General features: G+C 73.4%; 6 protein-coding genes. 5 read left to right on the plus strand and 1 reads right to left on the minus strand.

What is annotated here, in order from left to right; all coding sequences use genetic code 11:
- The 4 genes from SACPADRAFT_RS31075 to SACPADRAFT_RS0201120 form a co-directional block, all read left to right on the plus strand.
- The coding region (locus SACPADRAFT_RS31075) for an acetyl-CoA carboxylase biotin carboxyl carrier protein subunit (RefSeq protein ID WP_007026453.1) at positions 1-607 on the plus strand (607 nt) is incomplete at its 5' end.
- A gap of 11 nt (positions 608-618) precedes the next feature.
- The gene (locus SACPADRAFT_RS0201110; RefSeq protein ID WP_028662127.1) at positions 619-1,776 is read left to right on the plus strand and encodes an acyl-CoA dehydrogenase family protein; all 1,158 of its coding nucleotides are present in this window, start codon (positions 619-621) and stop codon (positions 1,774-1,776) included.
- A gap of 85 nt (positions 1,777-1,861) precedes the next feature.
- Positions 1,862-2,704, plus strand: a complete 843-nt coding sequence (locus SACPADRAFT_RS0201115) for an SDR family oxidoreductase (RefSeq protein WP_007026451.1) — start codon at positions 1,862-1,864, stop codon at positions 2,702-2,704.
- Positions 2,694-3,296: a TetR/AcrR family transcriptional regulator gene (locus tag SACPADRAFT_RS0201120; protein WP_007026450.1), complete on the plus strand. Its 603-nt coding sequence runs from the start codon at positions 2,694-2,696 to the stop codon at positions 3,294-3,296. Before SACPADRAFT_RS0201115 ends, SACPADRAFT_RS0201120 begins: the two co-directional genes overlap by 11 nt.
- 261 nt (positions 3,297-3,557) lie before the next feature.
- Here the strand turns inward: SACPADRAFT_RS0201120 and SACPADRAFT_RS0201125 are convergent, their stop codons facing one another.
- Positions 3,558-4,172: a TetR/AcrR family transcriptional regulator gene (locus tag SACPADRAFT_RS0201125; protein WP_007026449.1), complete on the minus strand. Its 615-nt coding sequence runs from the start codon at positions 4,170-4,172 to the stop codon at positions 3,558-3,560.
- 44 nt (positions 4,173-4,216) lie between these two features.
- On the opposite strand from SACPADRAFT_RS0201125, the gene SACPADRAFT_RS0201130 reads away from it, so the two are divergent.
- Positions 4,217-4,999, plus strand: coding sequence for an SDR family oxidoreductase (locus tag SACPADRAFT_RS0201130; protein WP_007026448.1), 783 nt, complete (start codon positions 4,217-4,219; stop codon positions 4,997-4,999).
- The last annotated feature ends 58 nt before the right edge of the window (positions 5,000-5,057 follow it).

A 5,057-nucleotide genomic window follows, 5' to 3' on the forward strand; every position in this document is an offset into this window, starting at 1 on the left:
GCGCAACGTGCCCTCCGCGCCGCAGCGCAAGCGCTACCGCGCGGGCGAGGTCGAGCACGAGGTGCGCTACCGGGCCACGCGGTCCGGCCCGGTCGTCGAGGACCACCCGGACGTGGCGGTGCTCGACGCCGGTCCGCACCGGGTCGTGCTCGCCGACGCGGGCGTGCGGCGGGTCTTCGAGGTGGCGCGGTACCCGGAGGAGACCGTCGTCGACTCTCCACTCGGGACGGTGACACTGCGGCCGGTGCCCCGGTTCACCGAACCCGGCGAGGACCTCGCGGCCGGGTCGCTGCCCGCACCCATGCCGGGCACGGTGACCCGGATCGCGGTCGCCCGTGGGGACCGGGTGCGCGCCGGAGCGCCGCTGCTGTGGCTGGAGGCGATGAAGATGGAGCACCGGGTCGCGGCCCCGGCCGACGGTGTGGTCACCGAACTCCCCGTCACGGCGGGCGAGCAGGTGCGGGTCGGCACGCTGCTCGCCGTGGTCACCCCCACCGACACCGGAACCGGGACCGACACCGGAACCGACACCGGCAGGGACAGCGACACCGGCAGGGACAGCGACACCGGCAGGGACACCGACACGGACACGGAGGAGCGGGTATGAGCGACGCGGGCGTGAACTTCACCGAGTCGACCGAACGGCAGGAGCTGCGCGCGGCCGTGGCGCGGTTGGCGACGAGCTACGGACACGAGTACTACGCCGAGAAGGCGCGCGCGGGCGGACACACCACGGAACTGTGGAACGAGGCGGGCCGACTCGGCTACCTGGGCGTGGCGGTGCCCGAGGAGTACGGCGGTGGCGGCGCGGGCATCGGTGACCTCGCCGCCGTGTGCGAGGAGGTCTGCGCGGCGGGCACACCCATGCTGCTGATGGTGGTCTCGCCCGCGATCTGCGCGACCGTGATCGCCCGGTTCGGCACCGACGAGCAGAAGAAGCGCTGGCTGCCGGGCTTCGCCGAGGGCTCGGTGCGGATGTCGTTCGCCATCACCGAGCCGGACGCGGGCTCGAACGCCCACCGGCTGACCACCACCGCCCGGCGCGACGGGGACGACTGGGTGCTCTCCGGGCGCAAGGTGTTCATCTCCGGCGTGGACGAGGCCGACGCGGTGCTCGTGGTCGGCCGCACCACCGACGCGCGGACCGGCAAGCTCAAGCCCGCGCTGTTCGTCGTGCCCACCGACGCGCCCGGCCTGGAGTACCGGGCGATCCCGATGGACCTGGTGTCGGCGGACAAGCAGTTCGAACTCACCCTGGACGACGTGCGGCTGCCCGCGGACGCGCTCGTCGGCTCCGAGGACGCCGCGATCGCCCAGCTGTTCGCCGGTCTCAACCCGGAGCGCATCATGGGCGCGGCGTTCTCGGCGGGGGTGGCCCGCTACGCGCTGGACAAGGCCGTCGCCTACGCCAAGGAGCGGGACGTCTTCGGCTCCCCGATCGGCGCGTACCAGGGGCTGTCGCACCCGCTCGCGCAGATCAAGATCGAGCTGGAGATGGCCCGGCTGATGACCCAGAAGGCCGCGGCGCTCTACGACGCCGGGGACGACTTCGGTGCGGGCGAGGCGGCGAACATGGCCAAGTACGCCGCCGCCGAGGTCGCCATCCGTTCCGTCGACCAGGCGGTGCAGGTGCACGGGGGGAACGGCCTGGCCTCCGAGTACGGCCTGGGTACCCTGCTCGGCGCGGTGCGGGTGGGCCGCATCGCGCCGGTGAGCCGGGAGATGGTGCTCAACTTCGTGGCCCAGCACAGCCTCGGCCTGCCCAAGTCGTACTGAGCACCGTCGGGAGCACCCCGAGCCCGGCCCGCCGGGCCCGCGACGGCGCGGGCCCGGCATCCGTCGACGAACGAGGAGCACGAGCGTGAGCACACTGTCCGGGAAGACCCTGATCATGTCCGGCGGCAGCCGCGGCATCGGCGAGGCGATCGCCGTGCGCGCGGCGCGGGACGGGGCGAACGTGGCCCTGCTGGCCAAGACCGCCGAACCGCACCCCAAACTGCCCGGCACCGTGCACACCGCCGCCGAGGCCGTGGAGGCCGCGGGCGGGCACGCCCTGCCCATCGTGGGCGACGTCCGGGACGACGAGGTCGTCGAGGACGCGGTGCGGCGCACGGCCGAGCAGTTCGGCGGTGTGGACGTCGTGGTGAACAACGCCAGTGCGATCGACCTGACGCCGTCGGAGTCGATCCCGATGAAGCGCTACGACCTGATGCAGGACATCAACGCGCGCGGATCGTTCCTGCTCTCCCGCACCGCGATCCCCGAGCTGCGGAAGGCGGCCAACCCGCACATCCTCACGCTGTCCCCGCCGATCCGGCTGGAGGAGGAGTGGTTCACCGCGGGCCACCTCGCCTACAGCATCGCGAAGTACTCGATGAGTCTGGTCACCGTCGGCCTGGCCGCGGAACTGCGTTCCGACGGGATCGCGGCGAACTCCCTGTGGCCGCGCACCACCATCGACACCGCCGCGATCCGCAACGTCGTCGGTGCCGAGCTGTCCAGCCGGTCCCGGACCCCGGAGATCATGGCCGACGCCGCGCACGCGATCCTGACCCGGCCCGCGGCGGAGACCACCGGACAGTTCTTCATCGACGACGAGGTGCTCGCCGCCGAGGGGATCACCGACCTGTCCGGGTACCGGCTCGCCCCGAGCGAGGCCGACCTGCAGCTCGACTTCTGGGTCGATCCGGTCGATGGTGCGTGAGCCCCGGCAGGAACGCAGCCGGACCACGCGGCGGCGGCTGGTGGACGCCGCCGTCGCGTGCCTGGGGGAGCTCGGCTGGACCGGGACCACGGTCGGGGTGATCGCCGAGCGGGCGGGGGTCTCGCGGGGCGCGGCCCAGCATCACTTCCCGACCCGCGAGGAGCTCGTGGTCGCGGCGGTGGAGTTCCTCGCCGACGAGCAGATCGCCGAACTGCGCCGGCGGGCCGCCGAACTGCCGCAGGGGCCGTCCCGGGCCTACCCGGTGGCGCGGATGCTGCTGGACCTCTACACCGGGCCGAAGTTCCGCGCCGCCCTGCACCTGTGGGTGGCGGCCTCCACGGACGAGGCGCTGCGCCGGGTCCTCGCGCCACTGGAGACGCGGGTCGGGAGGGAGGCGCACCGGGTCGCCCTGGAACTGCTCGGCGCCGACGAGTCCCGACCCGGGGTCCGGGAGACCGTGCAGGCCACCCTCGACCTGGCCCGTGGGCTGGGGCTGGCGAGCCTGCTCACCGACGACACCCGCCGCCGGGAGCGGCTGGCCCGGCAGTGGGCCACCTTCCTCGAACCGGTGGTGGGCGGGGCCGGGGACTGAGCGGCCGTCCGGCCCCGCTCCGGGGTGGGTGGCGGGCGAGCTACGGGGTGGGTGGCGGGCGAGCTACGGGGTGGGTGGTGGGCGAGCTGCGCAGTGGGTGGCGGGCGAGCTCGGGGTGGGTGGCGGCCGAGGTGAGCGAGCGCTTAGTATGGCACGCGTCGGTGGTCGCGCGAGGGCGCGGCACCGGGGTCGCGGAGAAGCCGGATCCCTCGGCCGAGCGGGAGGTGCGTGCGTGGGTCGTGAGCGGCGTCGCCTGCGTGGTCAGTCCGGCATGGCGCCGAGCATCCGCAGGGCCAGCGCGGCGTATTCCGCACCGAGGTCGGTGGGGGACTTGCGCGCGCGCTCGCTGTACCACCGGGCCACGTCAATGGCCAACGACAGCACCGCACGGGCCGCGGTCGTGGGGTCGGTGACGGTGAAGTCCCCCGAGGTGACCCCCTCGGCCACGAGGTCGCGCACGATGCGCTCGATCTCCCGGCGCAGGTCGGCGACCACCTCGTACTCCTGCTCGGGCAGCGCCTCCAGTTCGTACTGCACCACACGGGCCACGGTGTGCCTGCGTGCGTGCCAGGCGACGAACCGCTCCACGATCGACCGCATGCTCTCCACGGGCGTGTCGGCGCTCTCCGCGGCGCGCCGAACCAGCGCGAGGGACTGCTCGTGGCCGCTGCGGCTGATGGCGAACAGCAGCGCCGCCTTGGACGGGAAGTGCACGTACAGCGCGGCCGGGCTCATGCCCGCGTTGCCTGCGATGTCGCGGGTGGTGGTGGCGTGGTAGCCGCGCCGGGCGAACGATTCGACCCCGGCCAGCATCAGTCTGCGGGCGGCCTCCGGTTGGACGTCCGGCCACAGCTCGGCGGACAGCGACATCGTCATACCCGAATTGTAAGCGCACGCTTAGTGTGGAGAGGAGAACGGCAGTGACTTCGTCCGAGCAGACCCCGTCGGGGGAGAACTCGCTCAACGGCCGTGTCGCCATTGTGACAGGTGCCAGCCGGGGGATCGGCCTGGGTGTGGCCCGGTCGCTCGTCGAGGCGGGCGCGCGGGTGTGCGTCACCGCCCGCAAGCCCGAGCCCCTGGCCGAGGCCGTCGAGGAACTGGGCGGCGGCGCGGTGGCGATCGGCGTGCCCGGCAAGGCCGACGACCCGGAGCACCAGGACGAGGCCGTCGCCCGCACGATGGAGGCGTTCGGCCGTGTCGACCACCTGGTCAACAACACCGGGATCAACCCGACGTACGGGCCGGTCCTGGACACCGACACCGACGCGGCGGCCAAGATCCTCGGGGTGAACGTGCTCTCCCCGCTGTCCTGGACCCGCAAGGTCCGGGACGCCTGGATGGGCGAGCACGGCGGGTCGATCGTGAACGTGGCCTCGATCGCGGGGCTGCGCACCTCGCCGGGCATCGGGATGTACGGCGTGAGCAAGGCCGCGTTGATCCGGCTGACGACCGAGCTGGCGCACGAGCTGGCCCCGGCGATCCGGGTGAACGCGGTGGCCCCCGCCGTGGTCAAGACCCAGTTCGCCACGGCCCTGTACGCCGACCGGGAGGAGGAGGTGGCCTCCGCCTACCCGCTCAAGCGGCTCGGCGTGCCCGAGGACGTGGCCGGCGCGGTGTCCTTCCTGCTGTCCGGGCAGGCCGGGTGGATCACCGGGCAGACCCTGGTGCTCGACGGCGGCGTCACGCTGGGCGGCGGCCTGTGACGGCCGCGGGCTTCGACCCGGCCGGGGCGGGGGTCGTCGTCACCGGCGGCGGCAACGG

Origin of the sequence: Saccharomonospora iraqiensis subsp. paurometabolica YIM 90007 (assembly GCF_000231035.2) — a bacterium.
In the GTDB taxonomy this organism is placed as follows: Bacteria; Actinomycetota; Actinomycetes; order Mycobacteriales; family Pseudonocardiaceae; genus Saccharomonospora; species Saccharomonospora paurometabolica.